This is a genomic window from Pelagihabitans pacificus (assembly GCF_009371985.2).
GTDB classification, from domain to species: Bacteria; Bacteroidota; Bacteroidia; order Flavobacteriales; family Flavobacteriaceae; genus Pelagihabitans; species Pelagihabitans pacificus.
This window is the reverse complement of record NZ_VIKU02000001.1, coordinates 1,475,808-1,497,089: the sequence shown is the minus strand read 5'-3', so window position 1 is coordinate 1,497,089 and position 21,282 is coordinate 1,475,808. Positions and strand designations below refer to the sequence as shown.

General features: G+C 46.8%; 3 protein-coding genes. All 3 read left to right on the top strand.

Going from position 1 to position 21,282, the window contains the following annotated elements:
- The first annotated feature begins 119 nt into the window (after window positions 1-119).
- Genes FK220_RS06520 through FK220_RS06510 form a run of 3 tightly spaced genes read left to right on the top strand, consistent with a single transcriptional unit; the run spans window position 120 to window position 21,262 of the window.
- Entirely contained in the window at window positions 120-9,899 is a 9,780-nt protein-coding gene (locus tag FK220_RS06520) for an immunoglobulin domain-containing protein (protein ID WP_152573443.1), read from the top strand.
- Window positions 9,896-10,621 (top strand): hypothetical protein, encoded by a 726-nt coding sequence (locus FK220_RS06515; protein WP_152573442.1) that lies wholly within the window; start codon window positions 9,896-9,898, stop codon window positions 10,619-10,621. Before FK220_RS06520 ends, FK220_RS06515 begins: the two co-directional genes overlap by 4 nt.
- A 21-nt stretch (window positions 10,622-10,642) precedes the next feature.
- The gene (locus tag FK220_RS06510; protein WP_152573441.1) at window positions 10,643-21,262 is read left to right on the top strand and encodes a DUF6443 domain-containing protein; all 10,620 of its coding nucleotides are present in this window, start codon (window positions 10,643-10,645) and stop codon (window positions 21,260-21,262) included.
- Window positions 21,263-21,282: the final 20 nt, after the last annotated feature.

Below are 21,282 nucleotides of genomic sequence, written 5' to 3'. Positions count from 1 at the left end.
TAAGCGATTTTCAGATTTACTTATTAACCAGGAATTGTGTGATGAAAGAATATTTGAATTATAAAAGTCCCATATAGTGGAATAAAAAAAAGTGCAGTAGCCAAGCATAAAAAATACACATGAGAAAAAAAAGTAAATTTCGGGCCCGTTTATCACTGAAGAATTTATTCGTTATCCTATTGCTACTGTCCGGAACTGTGCATGGTGCATATGGGCAATGTGATGTTAGTGATGGACAGACACAAGAACTAAATCCAAACGGGGGCACCCAAACCATTATATTTCCAACCCCCTTTGATTGTAATGCCGCCAACTATGCAGTGGAAACCATCCCATCTTGGATGACAAATGCTTTTATTACTGGGACGGGAGGATTATCAGTTACTACTACACCAAATACTGGAAGTGTAAGAACTGGAAATATTGTGCTTTCCTATAATGATGGAAACGGACCAGGTCAAGCTTTTGGAGGATTTATTTTTGTGAGTCAGGGAACCTGTAACATTGTTACCTGGTACTTGGACGCTGACAACGATGGTTTCCATGCCGGCACTCAGTCCAGTTGTACCAGCCCCGGAACGGGCTGGACCACTACCACCAAAATCGCAGGGGACTGTAACGACAGCGATGCGGGAATCAACCCCGACACGGTTTGGTACTTGGATGCCGATGGGGATGGTTTTCATGCCGGCACCCAGACGCAGTGTACCAGCCCGGGAACGGGCTGGACCACTACGACCAAAACCGTGGGGGACTGTAATGATAATGATTCTGGGATTAATCCCAATACGGTTTGGTACCTGGATGCCGACAACGATGGGTTTCATGCGGGTACGCAGACGCAGTGCACTAGTCCTGGAACGGGATACACGACCGCTACCAAACAGGCCGGGGATTGTAATGATGCGGATGCCGCCTTAAATCCGGATACGATTTGGTATGCCGATGTGGATGGGGATGGCTATGCGGATGAAGGAGGGGCAACCGTACAGCAATGTAACCAACCTGCAGGGAGCTGGACCCTGAATTCGGAACAGAATCCATGCGGGGTTACTGCTGCTGAAAGGCAGATTCTTTTGGATTTGTATAATGCTACCAATGGGGATAATTGGACCAATACGGTAAATGGCAACCAGCCTTGGGATACCAACATTCCCGTTTGTGATTGGTACGGCGTTAATGTCATTAATGGAAATATCACCAGCATCAATTTGAATTCAAATAATCTAGTAGGAAGCTTACCTACCTCTTTAGGCGGATTGTCCAATCTCACTTCATTGGTTTTGAGTTCCAACTTGTTGGAAGGTCCCATACCCGAACAGCTTGGCCAGTTATCAAGTCTAACTTCCCTCTCTTTAAATGCATGTAGATTCTCCGGGGCTATACCTTCCGAGCTGGGTCAACTAACCAACTTGACCAGTCTTATCTTACACGCAAACCAACTTAGCGGGGCGATTCCCGCAGAACTGGGGCAACTAACAAACTTGATAACCCTATCGCTTTATAGCAATGAACTCACGGGAACCATTCCTGCGGCATTGGGAGGATTGAGTAATCTCCAAACGCTTTCATTGTTGCGTAATCAATTAACGGGCTCGATACCTCCGGAATTGGGTCAGCTATCAAATCTAAGAATACTAAGACTTACGATCAATCAACTTTCGGGACCTATACCGCCTGAGTTGGGACAACTTATAAACCTTACCGAACTGAGCTTGAATATCAACCAGTTATCGGGCCCTATTCCCACAGAGCTCGGCCTGCTCTCCAATCTGTCATCGCTTTCACTTACCTCGAACGAACTTTCAGGAAACGTCCCCCAGGAATTGGCAAGCCTGTTAAATCTGAATAGCTTCTATTTTAATGAAAACAGCTTTATTTTTTCAAATTTTGAAACGGAGCATACCTCCTATGTGGCGAATCTGTCAAATTACCTGTTTTCCCCCCAGGCCAAAGTCGATTTGGAGGAAACTCTTTCGGTACCCGAAAACGAGAGCATCACCTTTACAAGCACTGCGCTTACGAGTCCCAACAACAGCTACCAATGGTTCAAGGACGGGGTGGCCATCCCCGGGGCGACCTCCAAAGACTATGTGATTTCGAACGCTACGCCATCCGATGCCGGGGTCTACTACTTTGAGGCGACGAACAGTATCGTTACCGGGCTCACCCTCACAAGAAATAATATCACGCTTACCGTTGATCCGCCCATCGATACCTGTGGGGTTTCCGAAACCGAGAAACTGGCCCTGTTGGATCTTTATAATGCCACCAACGGAGAAAATTGGAACAATACATTGGCAGGAAATCAGCCGTGGGATACCAACATACCCGTGTGTGATTGGTTCGGGGTTACGGTTGTGGAGGGGAAAGTTGCTGAACTGAATTTGGTAACCAATGCATTAACCGGTGCTTTACCCGCCAGTCTGGGAGACCTTACCAATCTTACAAAAATCTATATCCGAAACAATAATAGTGGTAGTTTAAGTGGTTCGCTGCCCGCGTCGATCGGCAATATGACCAGTCTGATAGAAATTGATTTTCAAGGCAATCAGTTATCAGGCGTACTTCCTCCGGGGTTCTGTAATCTGACCAACCTGGTTATCTTAAATCTCTTTAGCAATGACTTTTCCGGGGCATTTCCCTCCTGCATCACCTCGTTCGCTTCCTTAGAACGGATTTATTTAGGCGACAATAATTTTAACGGTTCATTGCCTACCAATATTGGGGTATTGAGCAATTTAAGGACACTTGATGTTTCCAGAAACAACTTAACTGGGACCATCCCTTCCAGTGTTGGTGATTTGGCGGCGTTGGAAGTGTTTTTCCTGTACTCGAATCAGTTCAGCGGGGAGGTTCCAAATACCACCGATAACCTTCTGAATCTCCAGTTTGTCCGTTTTCATGACAATCTGCTAGAAGGAAAGCTACCTTCCGGCTTTGCAAACCTCGAAGGACCCAACAGGACATTTTCATTTCAGAATAACTTTTATCACTTTGAGGATTTTGAGGAAGACCACCCCATTCACTTAAGTAGGGTACGGCAAGAATACACCTTCGCACCCCAAAAGAAAGTTGATCAAGAGGAAACCTTTTCGGTGCCTGAAAACGAAAGCGTTACGTTGACTACCAATACGCTAACCAGTCCCAATAATAGTTACCAATGGTTTAAGGATGGGACGGCCATCCCAGGGGCGACCTCCAAAGATTATATAATTTCGAATGCCACATCAGGCGATGCCGGAACGTACTATTTCGAGGCCACAAATAGCATCGTTACGGGCCTTACGATTACACGAAACAATATTACACTCACCATTGATCCGCCCATCGATACCTGTGGGGTTTCCGAAACCGAAAAGCAGGCATTGTTAGATCTCTACACTGCCACCAATGGGGACAATTGGACCAATACGTTGGCTGGCAACCAGCCCTGGGACACCAATATCCCAGTTTGTGATTGGTTTGGGATTACCGTCGTGGATGGTAAAGTAACAGTGTTGGAAATATTGAACAATAATCTGGTTGGGAGCATGCCAGCCAGTATTGGAGATTTAATCTATTTGGAGCGTCTTCGGTTGGTCAATGAAAACTGGGGAGGCAGCAGTTTACCTGCTACAATTGGGAATTTAACAGCGTTAACTTATCTCCAAATAGGAGGGGGGAGCAATGGAATCGGAGGATCGATCCCAACTGAAATAGGGAATTTGACCAATTTAATATCGTTGAACTTTACGGGAAATCAATTAGTTGGTCCGATTCCTGAAAGTCTTGGTAACTTAACCAATTTGACGGAGTTCTATGCAACAAACAACGGTCTAGAATCAATTCCAAACACAATTGGAAACTTGACTAGTCTCGCCAATTTGTATTTATCGGGAAATAACATTTCTTCCCCAATACCAGCTGAGATAGGTCAACTTGCCAGTCTACGGATTTTATATCTAGGCTCAAATAATATACCGGGTGTCATTCCCCCAGAGATGGGAAATCTGAACAACCTTGACTTCCTGCACCTATACGGTAATGAGCTTTCCGGAGCACTACCTCCCGAATTGGGAAATATACAGGGCTTGGAGGTGTTTTATGTCTACGGCAATAATCTTTCAGGAAGCATCCCTAGTTCTTATGGTAATTGGAGTAGTCTCAGAACTGTTGGCCTTCAGGAAAATAGCTTTTCAGGGCCTCTACCCATCGAATGGTCCGGGCTTACCAGCTTAACAAGACTGAGCTTTGATACCAACAATTATATTTTTGCCGACTTTGAAAACGATCATCCTTCATTTGTGACCAATGCTTCCATTCTCTATGAATATTCTCCCCAAGCCAAAGTCGATTTGGAAGAAACCCTTTCGGTTCCGGAAAATGAGAGCATCACGCTTACCAGTAATGCACTTACCAGCGTCAACAATAGTTACCAATGGTTTAAGGATGGGGTGGCCATCCCCGGGGCGACTTCAAAAGACTATGTGATTTCAAATGCCACACCGGGTGATGCCGGGGTCTACTATTTTGAGGCGACCAACAGTATCGTTACCGGCCTCACGCTTACGCGAAACAATATTACACTTACTATAGACCCTCCCATTGACACTTGCGGGGTCTCCGAAACCGAAAAGCAGGCATTATTAGATCTCTACAATGCCACGAATGGGGACAATTGGACCAACACCTTGGCAGGGAACCAGCCGTGGGATACCAATATCCCGGTGTGTGATTGGTACGGGGTAACAGTGGTAAATGATGCGGTGGTAACTATAAATCTCTATCAAAATAATTTGGTAGGCACTATTCCAGCCTCAATCGCACAGCTAAGTGAAGTGTATCGGATCGATTTTGGTTTTAACCAACTTAGCGGATCCCTTCCCGAAGAGATCGGTTCCTTGGTAAATCTGGAGTTCCTCTTCCTGACAAATAACACGCTTTCGGGAATCCTTCCGTCACAACTGGGACAGTTATCCCAATTACGGCAAATTTATCTCAACAGAAATAACTTTACAGGTTCCTTACCGCCGTTGTTATCCCAGATTAATACCCTTACCAAAGTTGACTTCAGTTTTAATGACTTATCGGGCCTGATACCGGACTTCATCAGTACAGGACTTACTACATTGGTGTTTTCGCAGAATGGATATGTGTTCTCCGATTTTGAGAGTGGGCACCCCTCGTACGCGAATAATCTAACGGATTATACCTACGCCCCTCAAGCCAAAGTCGATTTGGAAGAAACCCTTTCGGTCCCGGAAAACGAAAGCATCACGCTTACCAGTAATGCACTTACCAGCGTTAATAATAGCTACCAATGGTTTAGGGATGGGGTGGCCATCCCCGGGGCGACCTCCAAAGACTATGTGATTTCAAATGCTACTCCCACAGATGCCGGGGTCTATTACTTTGAGGCCACTAATAGTACCATTATGGGTCTTACGCTCACGAGAAACAATATCACGCTTACCATTGAACCACCCATAGATCCTTGCGGGGTTTCCGAAACCGAGAAACAGGCCTTGTTGAACTTCTATAATGCTACCAATGGGGACAATTGGACGAATACCTTGGCTGGTAATCAGCCCTGGGACACCAATATCCCGGTGTGTGATTGGTATGGGGTAATTGTGGTGGATGGGAAGGTGACAAGGCTCCTTTTACAACAAAATAATCTGGAAGGAAGCTTGTCGTCTACTTTGGACAACTTAGTAAATTTTGAATTTGTAAACCTTGATCTGAACAATCTATCAGGAAATCTCCCTTCTTCCTTACTGCAAAATAACCCGGGGTTATTGGGCTTGGATATTCGCGGTAATCGCTATGTTTTTTCCGAAATCGAAGATGATTTTCTGTCATTTAGCAGTGCCTTGGGAACCGGATTCAAATATCAATTTCAACAGAAGGTAGATTTATTTGAGAATCTTTCTATTTTAGAAGGTCAACCTACGGTACTTACTAGCGACAGACTTACAAGCCCCAATAACAGTTATCAGTGGTATAAAGATGGTAATCCCATCCCAGGGGCCACCAGCAAGAATTATACACTTCCAAGTGTATTATTGGCCGATGCCGGAATTTATCATCTTGAAGCAACCAACAGTATAGTAAGCGGGCTGACAATATCTCGAAACCCCATCCTGGTATACGTTAGTAGTCCAAACCCTTTGGATGGTATCGAGTGTGATATACTATTGGAAGCTACTGGCGGTATATTATTGGGACCTGTCGATGGTTCATTTGATAGCTGCCTATCGGAAATTCAGAAAAATGGCTCTGCCAATGTAGAATGTGCCGGATGGCAGCATGGGGCGGTAACAGCCAGAATAAACGTAGATGGACCTTATAACACGGTTCTCCTGCCGCCTTTTGATGGATCAAATGTGATAGAATCCCCTGATGGAGGGCCTATAAATGCGGTCAATAGTCAATTCTATTCTTACTCCCAAATAGGAATGAATAATGGATTGGATTTTTCTATCGAATTAACGGATTTAACGGTTGGCAATAGCTATATGGTTCAGTTTTATCAGGCCAATGGCACTGATTTGGTAGGGGAATATACAAATCAGAATTTCGGTGGATGGAAGGTAGATTTTGGAAATTCATCTCAGCGCAGTCCGGCAAACTATGTGGAAGAATTTCCTCAATGGACGTTGGTCAACTTGATCTTCCAGGCAGAAGCACAGGTTCAACGATTGAGATTTACGTCCTATTCCAATATTACTGCATACGAAGCGGACAGAATAATGTTAATTGACGGTATTAAGGTGCTTGAAGTCGGTAGCGATTGTTCCGATGGAGGATTCGTGCAAAACTTTTGCACGATGAACGGCATTCCGACCGTGGCGGACCTTTCATATCCAGTACCCGACGATTTGCCTCCTAGTTGGTATTTGACCGAAACAGGGGGTACCGCACTGCCCACTACCGAGGTTTTAATGGATGCGATTTATTGGTTGGATTTCCCTGGAAATAGTGGGGGCCGCATCGAAGTAAGTGTTTCTATAGACAGGGACATCCCTACAGGTGATACCACCCAAGAGTTTGATTTTACCACGAATCCTACCCTGGCGGATATCGTTGTTACAGATCCCATTGGCAACGGTATTGAATGGTACGACTCCGTCACAAGTGAAGAGCCATTACCGATTACAACCCCCTTAGTTGCTGGCCAAACCTATTTTGCACTCGCCGTCCAGGAAGCGGCCGAATGTCGCCTTGGGATTACGGTAGAGGATTCCGCACCCGGAGAAATCTGTGTTGATGTTTTGGTAGAAGGAAGTGGTGGAGGTTCCAGCGTGGTTGACGGAAGCTTCGAGGCGGCTTCCAACGTGTTGATTCCCAACAACAGGAACGAATCACTGGGTTCCAGTGGTTGGGGCGCCACTTCTGGTACCCCCGACACTTTTTTACCGCCTTATGATAATCCAAACGACCCCTACCTCACAACGATTCCCAATAGCTCCCCGAACGGCGGTATTTGTGCGGGGGCGCTACGGGTCGGAAATACCGCAGAATCGATGGCAGCCAATATTGACGGATTGGAGGCAGGAGCTGCCTACTACATTGAGTTTTATCAGGCAAATATATCCAACATACTTGTGGAGGAATTTGCAAGGGAAGCCAACGGCTTTTGGGAAGTATCGTTTGGGGGTTCAACAAAGTCGTCGAACTCTATCTCCCCAGGAACTACCACTAATGTACAATGGACCAGACAGCGTCTAGAATTTACCCCGTCCAGTACGGTACAGCTACTCGAGTTTAAGGTGGGATCGACTACTTCGGATCAAACCAATGCCTATCCCGTCTATATGCTGATCGATGGTATTCGGGTCTACCAAAAACCGGCTTCCATCCTTTCTACGGAATGTTATCCACTTGCGGTACAGGAATTTTGTACGTCGACTTTCCCCGAACCGACCATTGCCGATTTGATTGTTCCTGGTGGTGGTTCTGCCGTTTGGTACAACAGCCAGTCGGGGGGAAGACCCTATAGCGATGACACCGAGCTATTGGGCCTTTCCAATCTCATTTTTTGGGCCGATACGGGTTCTGGTAGCAGAAGCCCTCTGGAGGTTATTCTGGATTTGGGAGCCCCTGTCGGGGATGAACTTCAAATCTTTGATATTGCCGATAATCCTACCATTGGCGATATACAGGTCGAGGGGAACAATATTAGTTGGTACGACCAGGCTACCGGGGGAACCATCTTACCTACCAGCACCCCTTTATCGGATGAGGGGGTGTACTTTGCGGAGGAAAATGGGGTAGCCTGCCGTTTGGAAGTGAGTGTCGACGTGGGTATTCCGATTCCGTTTGGGAGCGGATATCAGGAATTCTGCAGTTCGAGCAATCCGACGGTGGCCGATTTGGAGATTGGCACTACCAACCCAGGCTACACCATCGTGTGGTATAATGCCTTGGAGGATGGTTCCGTCGTTAATAGCGGTGAAACTTTGGTCGATGGTACCGTCTACTACGCTGCCCAGACCAATGGTTCCGAGTTTAGTGAACCAAGAAGACCGATCAGGGTATCGGTCATCGACGCGGAAGCACAGGCAAGATTATACGAACGTGATATTGTGGTCCCACAAGGGAACACGATTGCAGACCTCACCAACTACTATGGGCTGGATGGGGCGGTAGTCTGGTATGATCAAGTCGATGGCGGAACCGCCTACTTCGACTCCTATACCCTAGTATCCGATGAAACCTATTATGCGAGAATAGGGGATGGCGTTTGCGATGCGTTGGAGGTTTTGGCAGTCACCATAACCATAGGTGACGTGGTCGTACCCGAGCTGATTACCTGTATCAAATTTATACCCCAACCAGGTGACCGCTATGTGATAAGCGGATGGGTAAGGGAAGACGCCCTGATAGCCGAACCAGCGGGAACGAAGGAATTTAACTCCGATACCGAGGCCAAGGAGGCCATGACGGGATTGTTTCAAAACATAGCCGATATGATTCTGGAAAGAAGGGAAGTACCCGTCAGTTTTGAGGTCAACACCTTTTTTGATGATTTGAATGCCGATGCGCTGCTACCCTATATTAAGAACTTTACGGGTAAAAGCGTGACCGTGTTCAATTTTGAATACGACATCGAAATCTCGGAAGGAATCGAGCGGGCCATTGGATTTTCATTTTCCTTAAGCCCCGATAATACCGAAAGATTCAGGTATAGGACCCCGGAAGTTAATTTGGATTTTAGCAACCTGTTCGGCGTTCAGCCCTATGCAATGGGGTATAACTATCCCATCAGAAACTATGAAGGGTTAGAGATTCTCTTTACGGATGCAACGGTAGTCAATACCAACACCTTTCGGATAACTTCCAATTTCAGGGTACCGCCCACGGCAGGGTCGTTCCTCAAAATCAATTATAATGGTGAAACCTTTGATAGTACGGGGGGTTCAGGTCTTGAAGGAAGCGTTCAATTATTCAACTACTCGGAGGATCCAGGCTATCAGGTGATGGACTATTTAAATACTTCGATCGAACTACAGTACAAAGACGTAAGCGGAGCCGATATTCCCCTCGATTCTGCCAACGCGATTTTTAAGCCAAAAGGCTCGGTCATCGATGGCTGGCAGCGGATATCGAGCGACTTTACCGTTCCTGCGGAAGCGGCCTATATGCGTATCGATTTAAAAAATACGGGAGACGGTCTCAATGCGTATTTCGACGATGTGCGCATGCACCCTTTCGATAGCAACATGAAGTCTTTTGTGTACGATCCGGTCACCCAACGGTTACAGGCCGAATTGGACGAAAACAACTATGCTACTTTCTATGAGTACGATACCGAAGGTGGTTTGGTCAGGGTTAAAAAAGAAACGGAACGCGGGGTTTATACCATTCAGGAAACGCGTTCCGGAAATTCCAAATTAAACAGTGGTTCGGAATGATTGGAAAATGGTTTATAACGGTAATTATCCTTTGTTGGTCGGTTTCTTCGCAGGCCCAAAACCAAGAGGTTAAAAATGTCTTGGACAAGGTCACGCAGTATTATCTGGCCGACAATGAATATCGGGTAGAGATGACATTTACCATGTATAGGGGCTTTACGGGAAACAAAAGCACGGAACGCTATAAGGGAACCTTGGAAAAAAAGAACGGATATTCCAAAAATTCTATTCTGGATACCGAAGTATACCAATTTCCCAATGCCAAGTTGATTGTAAATAGTAGCGAAAACACAATCACTTATAACAAGGCCGAACCTGGAGCGGTCGAAGCCCCGATAGATTTGAGTAGCTATCTCGAGTTTTACCAAAAATCACAGCTATTGGAGGAGGGGAACGAATATGTATGTGAATTCGTAACACAAAGAAACAATTTTGAGCAAATGCCCTATGGCAAGGTTTTGATTTATGTTGACAAGAACGACTATCGGGTGACCCGGCAAGTGCTTTACTTTTCGAACCTGATTCCCTTTAACGATGAAAACGGGCAGCCTACGATTCAAGATTACGGAAGACTGGTCATCGAGTTGGCACACGATATGGAAAAAGAAATTGAGCAAAGGAAGTTAGCCGATTTTATAGTCAAAACCCCTGAGGGCAACTTGGCATTACAACCCAATTATGCGGACTTTCAATTGATCGATCAAACCGAATACAATAAATAATCCAGTAAATACCTAAGGCGAATGTTTACTATTATAAAAAACCAACCAGGAAAGGCATTGTTCATCATTTGTATGCTATTGGTGTCCATCTTACAGGCACAGGACAAGGCAACCTTTACTTCCGCCGAAATCGGGGCGGTTGTGGGCACTTCCTCCCCCCTACAATATGTCACCCCGAACCTCGACGGCACCAGCGTGGTCAATACAGGTCCAATGGGCTACGTAAGTTTGCTTATCGACCAAGAAATACCCGTATCCGACCGATACTCGTACGCCTTACGGTTAACGGTCACCCCGGCCACGGCCTCTGGAGCTTACGATGGTTCGCCTTATGAGGTTACACTCACCATAGAGAACAATAACACGCCGGGGGCTGGGAGCACCGCAGTAGACATTAGTAAACATATTGCTTCTGGAGCGTATGGAGCCAGTGTTGTTTTGGAAGAAGGTGTCTATACCGATCTTTCCGACAACTCCACTTCCTCCTTGGTTCCGGCCAATGTGGTCCTGGAAATTGGATTCTCGGCCGAAACGTATACCGAACTTTCAGGAACTGTTCCAAACCCTGGCGTACTACCCATTTTTAACAATCAAGAAGTACGGATTTCGTGGGACCCGGTACCCGGTGCAGTCTCGTACGATGTGGAATGGACCTGGGTTGACGGTTACGACGCGTCGTTCGATACCCCCTTGCGTGCCATGAATGACATTCCCTTTACTAAAAGGGACTATGAACTGAACAGCACGCGAGTACAGACGACCGATACGGATTACGAAATACCACTAATTTATTCCAAAGGATACCTTATCTACAGGGTGAGGGCCGTCGGGCGTTATTTAGAGAACCCTTCGAAATATAAATTTGGTTTATGGAGCAGGGGTGATGGCAATGAACTCACGGTTGCCGATTGGATGCCCTATGTGTATACGATAGATCCCAGTTTGGACCATCAAACCGATAAAAATTGGCAGTTTCAGGCATCCTATGCCGAAGACGGGAAAAAGAAGGAGGTCGTCAGTTATTTTGACGGTACGCTCCGCAATCGGCAGACAGTCACTAAAATCAATTCCGATGAGAATGTAATCGTAGGCGAGGTCATCTATGATGCCCAAGGCCGCCCAGCGGTCGAAGTATTACCGGTACCGGTGGCCCAGGATGCCATCGGCTATCTCGATCGCTTCAGTGTGAACAAAAACGACAGTATCTATAGCTTTCAGGATTTTGACCGGGATAGCAGAAACAAATTGGATATCTACACCGATGCCAAGGGGATGTCTACCGCGTATGGGGCCAGCAAGTACTATTCGCCGTCCAACGATATCGATAGTCCGTTTAAAAATAGGATTCCGGATGCTCGGGAACATCCCTTCTCGCAGATAGAGTACATGCCGGACAACACAGGTCGTATACGCCGAAAAAGTGGGGTGGGGGTCGAGCACCAGCTAGGAAGTCGGCATGAAATGGAATACGACTACGGAACACCGACCCAAAAGGAGCTGAACCGACTCTTCGGCTACAGTGTGGGCCACTTCTCGCACTACAAAAAGAATACGGTCATCGATCCCAACCGACAGGTAAGCGTTAGTTATATCGATCCACAAGGGCGTACCATTGCCACTGCCCTAGTGGGGAAATCTCCCGATACTATGGATGCCTTGGACGACGAGGTCAACGGCGACCACCAGCAAGTAAGTTCTGACCTGTTGGGGAAATTGACGGTTGGGGCCACCGATACCCCTACCGACAACAACGAACGAAGAGGTACCCAGACCTTTGGTGCCTTGGCGGACGCTCTGGTTTTTTCTGCCACCAAAGTGGCGCCCGAAGACGAAGACCGTACCTTTTCATATTCTTTGCAGCAGACCGATTTTGGCTATCAATGTGCCAACGGCACCCTGAATTATCCGGTTATCTATGACTTATTTTTGGACGTACTCGACAGGGACGGACTCAGCGTTGTCGACAGGACCGATTTTGATGCCGGGAATTTTACGGTAAGTCTCGACCGCGGTTCTTTTAGCATTGTGAAAAGCCTGGTGGTAAACGCGGATACCCTCGAGGGCTATGCCGACGACTATATTACCAGATTGACTACGCCTGGGGATGCCTGTTACATCGACCCAACTGTTGCAGAGCCCTTTTTGGAGCTGATAACCGATGGCTGTTTTACCTCTTGTGCCGATTGTGAGAATGCGCTCTTTGCCCAATACGCCAGTGCGGAAGACTACGCCGCGCAAAAAATTCTGGAGTACGATTTTAGCACCCTGGAGACTTTTTTGACCCCGGAGGAGGTAGATGAGGAAGAAGCGAGGTTGTTGGCCACCTATACCGCCCAATGGACCGAACTCCTCGTTGCCTGCAATGCTCCCTGTGAGGATGGGGAAGACCTTACCGGACTAAGCAGTACCGAAGTGATTGCCGGTTCGGCCTCCTGTGAAATTGCCAGAACGATGCTCCTAAACGATATGAAGCCCACCGGGCAATACGGCGCGAATCCAAGTACGCTGACACCCAATTCCCAAGGAGGTGAGGATGTACAGGTCGACACACCCGTTTATTTGAATATCTTCAATATAGACAACGCGATTTCGGGAGCCGAAACCGATACGGACAGCGGGCTATTTAATAGCTGGAGAAACCCACGGCACCCGGTCTACGACGGGCTTGCCCCAGGCACCGAATTATTTACCGAAGGCCATTACTACAATGAGGATGGCACCATCAGTTATGTTCGGGTAACGGAAACCTTGAATGACGACGGCACCATGAGTTACAACCCACCTATCCAGGATGATGTTCCCAAACTGCCGGCCACCCAAAACACGGATACCGACGAATATTTGGTAGAGCCACAATATCTGGAATTGTCCTCCGACTTTATCAAATCGGGCATCTGGCAAGATGAATGGGCCGAATCATTGATCGTGTACCATCCGGAATACTGCTACCTCCAATATGCGGAAGCACTGTGTAGCATGACAAACTCCGTTCCCAATGCCAATGGTATCATGAACCCGGATGGCTACGACCAATTCCTACGTAGTGGGCTCCAAACCTATGTCGATGCCGGGGATTGGGCAACGGGGACTACCATCATGGACCGCGACCCCTTCTTTACAGCTTCGATTCCTAGCCTCTTGGGGGATATCCGTTTTGATCTACGTATCGATTTGATGGATGCCATGATGGCCGATTACAACGGAACCGGCAAGACCTTGGAAGAATATGCCTATAGCATCGTCAAGTGCAATAGTATTTCCGAAGAATGTCCATCAGGAAGTCCTACGAGCTTATCGGTTGCGGAACGTGAGGAGTATTGGGGTATTTTCAAGGCAAACTATATCAACCTGAAACAAACCGTTCAGACGCTCTTTGGAAATATTTACGCCAAACGTACTAATTGCTACAACGGATGTATCGGGGAAGAGGAGGCCCCGGTGGATCTCATGTCGGTTATCGGGGAATATTCGTTTACCACCAAAAATACGTTGGCAGGGGTCATCCCATCGGGAGGGAGCCCGGTTTGTGAATCCGATGGACCCATCCGTGCCGAGTACGTGGGTAAGGAGAAGCGCTTTAAGCCTTCCGATAATTTATATGATTCCGGGAAGGATGCCGCCGATGTAGTGGCCGATTTGGCCGAGCTTACCGGATATGAATACTATGTGGAGACCGGTGTTTGTCCGTTGGCCAGGGACCTACAGGTGTTTTTGGAATTTGCCTTTATCGATTTTGTGTCGGAGGGCATCAACAGAAACGGGGCTTTTACCGGAAAGTACCTGACTAGGGAATTGTATCAAGACTTGGGTGGGGAACTACCGCAGGCAACGCCGATCAATCTGACCAGCACCCCTAACGGCACTCAGTTGACGCTAAGCTTTGGGGTCGGGGAAATCCCGATTACGGTAAACCTATTGAGTGGCTCCCAATCGTGGAGCAATTATGGCACCTGGGTGATTACCAAAGTGAACAATTTGAAAGGGGACTACGACCAGGGGAACGAACAATTTACCTTTACCGCCGTAGCGCAGGTGCGTTCGAGCCTAGCAGACCCAACCTATGAGGAGGTGATTATTGGGGGTACCACCCAGGCACGAATCGCGCGATGTACCATCTCTCCCGAAAATGGTAGTGTAGGGCAATATTTAGGTGATGGTGGCAGTGCGGGGCCTTTGGGCGATTGTAATAAAGAACGCCGTTTTTCCGAGGCTTTTGTACGTCTTTTGAACGCCCTGTATGCTTCCGGTGATATCGATGAGTCCGGAGTGGCCTTAAACGGCGTTCCCGAATACAGCGATAGCTATTTGAGCGATTTTTTCAATAACGGCACGGCCACTTGGTCGGCCGATTTGCCGGGCAACATCTATTATCTGAATGTCGGCGGTCTTGATCGAGTGGTCTTGACCTTGGAAGATGACCTTCCCGCCACTGGGATCAAGGTGTACACCGGTATGGGGCTCACCTATGAATACAACGATTTGGGCCAGATTACCCAACAAAATGCGAGGGTGACGTATTTGGATTTAGGAAATATCAAACGAAGCCTTACCGGTACCTTGAACCAGGCCGGGATTCCGGACAAAACTCTGATCAACTTCCTATGTTGCCCGGAGGACGATATCAACGATTTGGTAGGGGAAGATGATGTTGTATGTGAAACTGAAGATTTGGAACTTGCAACGCAATTTGCAAATGAATTTAGACTTTTGTTTAATGCTCTAATCAATAACGGGGCGATGGATAACCTTGGGACTTTGATTAGTTTAAAAGACTATCCTGAATTTACACCTTTTTTACAGGAATTCTTAACAATCCAGACGGCATCATACTGTTCGAAACCGAATAATTTGTGTAATGAGGCGCTTGACTACACAAATCTGGACCATGTATTTGCTGCTATCAACTTCGGATTTGGCTCAGTTTTCTTCGAGATATATTTTGACCGAATTCATAAGATATATCTTCCCATTTCCCCGCCACCAAACTTTAGAAATTTAGATGCGATAGATAATTTAGTCTATAAGCCGGAAACTTCAAGTAATTTTAGATCGGCTTTTGAAATCGCATTAAATGTAGATGGCGTAATATCTAATATCAACACAAATATTAATCAGGTTGTCGTTAATGTACCGAGCCAAAATACGAACCAAAAAATAAATTTTGAATGTGACATCTTAAGTGCTTATATAGACTTTCCAATTCAAGGGGATCCAGACGATCTGGACAATGTAGATATCGATTTGTGTTCGAATGCTATTGTCGAAAACACCATTGAAGATTTGTTCAAAGAGCTCTTCAATGATGTGATAGATGCTGAAAATGAAAGTAGACCGGTTTCTGAAACCTTCCTCGATAACATTTTCTACGGTAACTTTAACTTGGTAGATCGGGTTGGTCAGGTAATTAATGCAGACTATCCATCTCTTGAATATCCCAACGATTTCTCAAGCTATTCTATTAGTAACCCCTTTCCTGCGGAAGGTAAACCGACCTATGGAGTTAATGTCCAGTTTACTAGAAGAAATCCGGCTAATAAAAGGATTTTACTCGATTTCAACTTCTGGCCTGACTTTTTTGATATAGCGGAAATTCTGGATGTTAAGATTTTAAAAAGTGCGACTAAAGGAGATCTTTATTCCAACGCTAAAACTTTTTTGACAATTGATTATGTTGATAATAACGGCGAGGTTAAGTCAAGGAAGAACGTAAGCTTACTAATTGGCTATATAGACGGTTCAATCTACTATTCCTATATATGTGATTTGTTATCTTCGGATCTAGACCCGGTAGACCCACAGCCAAGTATTTGTACCGATATCCTGGCAACAAATCCCAGAGTGCAAGCCTGTCTTCCCGCAGACCCGGAAGAAGAGATTTATGAAACCTATCTTGAGGATATCTTTAGCGAAATACCAATCGCTTCGGTCACTGGAAGCAGCAGTACGGTTCGGCAAGACTTAAGGGTCAATTCCAATTACAATTTTAACGGGTTTCTCACCGACCCGGGCCTTGAGTTACAGAAACGAGTAAAAGTAATCATTGGCCAAAGTAGTATGACTACCGACCCCGTGCCTTCCGATTTTGTGTGGTATCGTTACGCACCTGTAGTTCCTAATTTACTAAGTGTTGCCTATGGCTGGGATTTTACAAATTCCCCTCAAAATTCATACGGCGTTTCTTTTGACCTTTATGTTTTCAGTGACCTGGCTAATCTTACTTCGTTCACAGCTGCCGAAATGGCAACGATTAGCAGAATAGCACAATTTGATATTGACGATACTTCCGTAAATTCCAAGCGTGAAAACTTCGGCAAAATAATTTATGAGGATACCTCCGGTAATTGTCAGACCGCTGGGGTAATTTTCGTAATGAATATTATCGAACCTTCTACCCAAAGAGGATTGTTCCTGTGTGATGAGTTTTTCAATATAAGCCTGAACGGAGTAGCAAAAGGCACCTCTGACGGGAAAAAGGGAATTTCACTAGCCTCCAAATCCCTCACCCCGCCCCGTGAAACCTGTAGTACCTCCTTCTGTATCCCTCCGGTACCCGATCCGGTAAGCTGTACAGACGCCTATCCCGTCTACGTGGACTTGATGTCGGCCGTACAGGTGCCGTCCGAGGCAGTGGTTTCCGAAGCCGATTTCTGCAACAGCTCCTTCCAGTACCTGGTGAGCGATTATGCCGAGTACCTCCGGGCCTTCGGAATGGTCTCCTTTACCCGCGACGCCCAAAACAACATTATCAGTATTCAGGGGCTCGATACCGCGGTGGCCAATCTGGAATATATGGGCATTGCCCGCTTTGGGGCCACCGAGTTCAACTACGGCTATCCCGATATGGTGTCCATCATCAATGCGTATAGAGACCATGTCGATACGGCCTCCGAAGCCGATCGCTTGGGGTGGGCCGCCTATACCTCCGATTATTTGAGCCAACCGGGGAATGAAAGTATCTGTGTGCCACGACCCTTCCCGGTCGATTTTGGCACCTTGAGTGTCGACCCCCCAACCCCGAATTGCGAGCAGTTCAAGGCAAGTGTTGTCGAGGCCTATACCAACGATACCTACGCCAACATCCTGGCCAACAAACGGGAAGAATTCATCAATGCCTATTTGGAACATGCCTTGAGCACGCCGGTCGAGAATTTTACAATGACCTATGCCGACAAGGAGTACCAGTACACGCTCTACTACTACGATCAGGCGGGTAATCTGGTGCAGACCGTACCACCCGAGGGAGTGAACCGCTTTTCGGAAACCGACTTGAACGCGGGCCTCAACGATGACATCAATACCCATCGCGCCAACGATGTGGCGGCCGAGGACCCGAATTTGCTTCCCGATCACGACCTCAAGACCGAATACCGCTACAACTCCCTGAACCAGTTGGTATGGCAGTACACACCCGATGGCGGCGAGACCCGTTTTGCCTACGACCGTTTGGGTCGCATTATCGCATCCCAAAACGCCAAACAGGCCGGCACCGGACGCTTTAGCTATACCACCTACGACTTTTTGGGCCGTATCGTGGAGGCCGGGGAAATGGCGCCCTATGTGGCTATCGAGATCGAGGAAACTACCGGAAAGCTGCGTTATTCCGGAGACGGTACCTATGTGGATACCGCCGATGACGCGAACCCTTTTCCAAGAAATGTATCCGACACGCAGTACGAGGTGACCAAGACTACCTATAGTACCCCGGTATCCTTCGCTGCGGAAATTTTCGATACGGTCGATGCGACCAATAATACGGCGGACAATTCCCGTAATCGTGTGACTGCCGTCTATTACTACGACCAACAGGATGCGACGACCAATCAGGCGAGCTACGACAATGCGATGTTCTATCACTACGATATCCATGGGAACGTACAGGAACTCGTACAGCACAATAAATTGATGGTCATCGATGCCAGCAATCCCCGTTCGGGCATGAAAAAGGTGTTGTACGAATACGATCTGATCAGCGGCAATGTGAACCAGGTGACCTATCAAAATGGGGAAGCCGATATGTTCGCCCACCGCTACACCTATGATGCCGACAACCGTATTACCCTAGTCGAGACCAGCAGCGATGGTATGATTTGGGAAAAGGATGCCACCTATGCCTATTATGCCCACGGACCCTTGGCACGCACCGTGATTGGCGATAAGGAAGTACAGGGTATGGACTACGCCTATACGCTCCAAGGCTGGCTAAAAGGGGTGAACTCCGAAAGTCTGGAGGCTAGTGCCGATATGGGCGGTGATGGCGCTCAGGTAGCCCGTGACGCCATGGGCTATTCGTTGGGCTATTACGAGAACGACTATCAGCCCATCGGAACCGTCGATGCCTTTGGCTACAGTGCCAATGCGAGCAGTGCCACCAACCTGTACAATGGCAACATCAAACAAATGGTGACCAGTTTGCTCGACAATGACGAGAGCCTGCTGGCTTCCCAAATGAACCATTATACCTACGACCAGCTCAATCGGATCAAGAGTTTCCAAGGGAATAATCTGACCAGTGGCGGCCTCAACGGCACTACCTATTCGGCCGACTATACCTATGACAATAACGGAAACCTATTGACGCTCGATCGGGAGGCGATCAGCAATACCCCGATGGACCAGCTGAACTACGAATACAAGACCAAGTTGAACCCAAGGACCGGGTTGCAGGAACGTACCAACCAACTCGACCGGGTCATCGATGGGATTGGCGATGCCGGACTGGGCGATTTGGCTTCCCAGGGGGTCAATAATTACGAATACGACGCCATTGGGCAGCTCACGAAAGACGAGGCCGAAAACATCACCAATATCGATTGGCGGGTCGATGGGAAGGTACGTACCGTGACCAAGAACGTGGCCGGGGTCGAGAGCAATATCACCTTCCAGTACGACGGCCTGGGCAACCGTATTGCCAAAACCGTGGTGGAAGACAATACCACCACCCTCTACGTACGGGATGCCCAGGGCAATGTATTGGCCGTGTACGATAGTCAATCGGATGGGAATCCCGGTACGGGCGGTACCGGGGATGTAGAGCCCTTCTGGGATTTGGGGGCCCTTTTGGTGGGTGCCGGCCAATCGGCGGTCTTTGAAGCCTTAAACTATATCAATGTATTTACGACGAGTACGACCAGCGAGAACGTCGTCGAGGCCACGGGTACCCTACGGTTATCGGCGGGGCAGGAAATTACCTTGGGACCTAATTTCCACGCAAAGGAGGGCAGCGATTTCTTAGCCGAGATCAAGGACTTTGGCGATGTGGTGACCCAGGAAGGGTTGTTTTTGACCGAACACCATATCTATGGCAGTGCACGATTGGGGATGGAGCAAAAACGCCTCGAAATTACCGAAGCGGGTACCACCCGTGATGTATTTGAAAACCAGGTGGGGGACAAACGCTACGAATTGAGCAACCATTTGGGCAACGTATTGAGCGTGGTCACCGACCGAAAGTTAAACGAAGACGGGAGTTACAGCCCCGATGTGGTGGCCTATAACGACTACTACCCCTTTGGGATGCTGATGCCAGGGCGCAAAGGCAACTCCAGCGATTACCGTTACGGCTTTCAGGGGCAAGAGAAAGATGATGAAATAAAAGGGGAAGGGAATAGCGTAAACTTTACTTTTAGAATGTATGATTCTAGAGTTGGAAGATTCTTTACTGTTGACCCTTTGTCAAAAAAATATCCATTTTATTCGCCATATACATTCAGCGGTAATAAAGTAATAGCATACAAAGAATTGGAGGGCGGAGAAGAGTTAATTGCAATGACTCCTCCTGATCAGAGTAAATCTTTATTTTCAACAGTTGATGGAGATCAAATATTAATTTCTACAGTAATTTTTTCTGCTGAATCTTTAGGTGAAAAGGCAACTGCCGCATCCTTTTCAATTGCTTACAAAAAACTGAAAGATGGTAAACTGAAAGCTAGTAACGGAAAGGTATATACAACAACTAGAATGGTAATAAGAGATATCGCTTTGATTGATGGAACTATCGCTGAGAATGTCATAATCGGTCAAAATTTCGGCAACAAAGAGTTCACAACAAAAGGAATTAACCAAATTGAAGCCCTAAGAAGTAGAAATTTGAGCCTTTTAGGCAAAACTTTGGAAAACGCAGGATATATATGGGATGGTGCTCAATTGGTAAAAGAAGCTGGAAATAATGGCGGCCAAATTAATGCAAATAGTCTTTTGCAAACGGGTGTTACAACATATTTGGCTACCTATGCAGGGTCTGCATTGGGAAGTTTTGGGGTTGGAGTTTTAGGCTCGATAGTTCTAAAAATAGGAGAAGATGCTGCACAAGAAGAAGTTGATAAAATAACGGATGAGTTAAATAATACAGTATTGGCTGTTTCTCGTAGTAAAGGTTTATATGATACTAGCAAATTTGTTCAAAGTTATTATAAATTGGATTTTGACGTTGTCACAATGCCTTCGCTAGTTTTAGCCAAATATCTTACTGGTCAAATCAAAACCATGGATGAATTAAGGGACGAAATAGCAAAGGATGAGAACCTTGAATTGGATCATGATAGCGGAATGCTTATTAAGTACGAAGATGATAACATTTCCGTTCATAGAATTTATATAAATGCGGAAGATAGTAAACCCTTTCAAAGTGAGGATGGTGGTTAAATCTAATGGCAATGTTTACA

Coding starts and splice junctions, on each gene's coding strand:
- FK220_RS06510 (WP_152573441.1), top strand. CDS start 10,643: ATGTTTACTATTATAAAAAACCAACCAGGAAAGGCATTGTTCATCATT.
- FK220_RS06520 (WP_152573443.1), top strand. CDS start 120: ATGAGAAAAAAAAGTAAATTTCGGGCCCGTTTATCACTGAAGAATTTA.
- FK220_RS06515 (WP_152573442.1), top strand. CDS start 9,896: ATGATTGGAAAATGGTTTATAACGGTAATTATCCTTTGTTGGTCGGTT.